Origin of the sequence: Brenneria izbisi (assembly GCF_025840185.1) — a bacterium.
Lineage (GTDB): Bacteria > Pseudomonadota > Gammaproteobacteria > Enterobacterales > Enterobacteriaceae > Brenneria > Brenneria izbisi.
Window position 1 is genome coordinate 1 of record NZ_JAMPJU010000041.1, and the last position, 974, is coordinate 974.

Annotated in this window: 2 protein-coding genes; both read right to left on the reverse strand. The window is 42.4% G+C overall.

What is annotated here, in order from left to right; genetic code table 11:
- Nucleotides 1-29 precede the first annotated feature (29 nt).
- Complete coding sequence (locus NC856_RS17640; protein WP_264091701.1) at nucleotides 30-326, reverse strand: colicin transporter; 297 nt, start codon at nucleotides 324-326, stop codon at nucleotides 30-32.
- A gap of 70 nt (nucleotides 327-396) precedes the next feature.
- On the reverse strand, nucleotides 397-974 hold a 578-nt coding region (locus NC856_RS17645), incomplete at its 5' end, for a colicin E5-related ribonuclease (protein ID WP_264091703.1).

Consider the following 974-nt stretch of genomic DNA (forward strand, 5'->3'; position numbering starts at 1 on the left):
ATGAATGCTGCATCGCCGTTCCCCGGCAATCAACACGGACTGGCTAAAATGGAGCGGTAATATGCGAAGCTATTTAGCTCATTATTTTCTTTTATCTTATTAGCTTTTTCCAGTTCAGGGCGAGCATCCCAACGGGTAGCGCTATCTGGCCTATAACCCGGACTTAACCAATGCCCTCCTTCCACAATCCACACGAATTTATTTCGTTTAGTCGCTTCAGCGCAAACTTCTTTAGCTGCTTTAGGCGTCAACACCATGACACTGTCGCCTTTAAATTTAAAGAAGTCATTCCCATTGTCATAGATTATTTTTTTGTTAAAACTCATTATTTGTTCTCCCATCTAATTCTGGAATCATCAATCCAATACGGATGGTTTTATCACTGACCTGGGTTACTTATCCCGTCCTGTCATTAACAACAACATATTTACCCAGTTCTCCATATACCATTGCTGAATCATTTCTCCCCAAGTAATCCGGTGGTGTTTTATTAGGCCTACGCTGATCAACAGATGGACCTTTGGGCCCTTTATTCACCGTGTCACGTACATCTTTTTCCGTCCAACCACGGTCCCCCATTTGTCCTTTAATCTTATCATCGAACTTAAGTTCAGGCGGCTTCGCTTTATTTTTTTCTTTCACATCCTTAAGCTGCTGTTCAGCTGCATTTTTGCCCTGCTCTTTATGCTTGCGGTTCTCAATAGCAGCATTCAACTCATTTTTGGCAACAGGGATTGTATTCTTCCATCGTTCAACCTCCCGGCTCAAATTATCAAATTCTTGCGATAAGCCTCTGCCATATCCATACGGAGGATTATTTGTTATAAAATCTTCCTTCCAATACTCCGCTAGTTTTAATTTTTGTTCGGTCAACGCGACGTTCGCCGTTTTTTCTTTAACTAAATAGCTTCGCATATTACCGCTCCATTTTAGCCAGTCCGTGTTGATTGCCGGGGAACGGCGATGCAGCATTC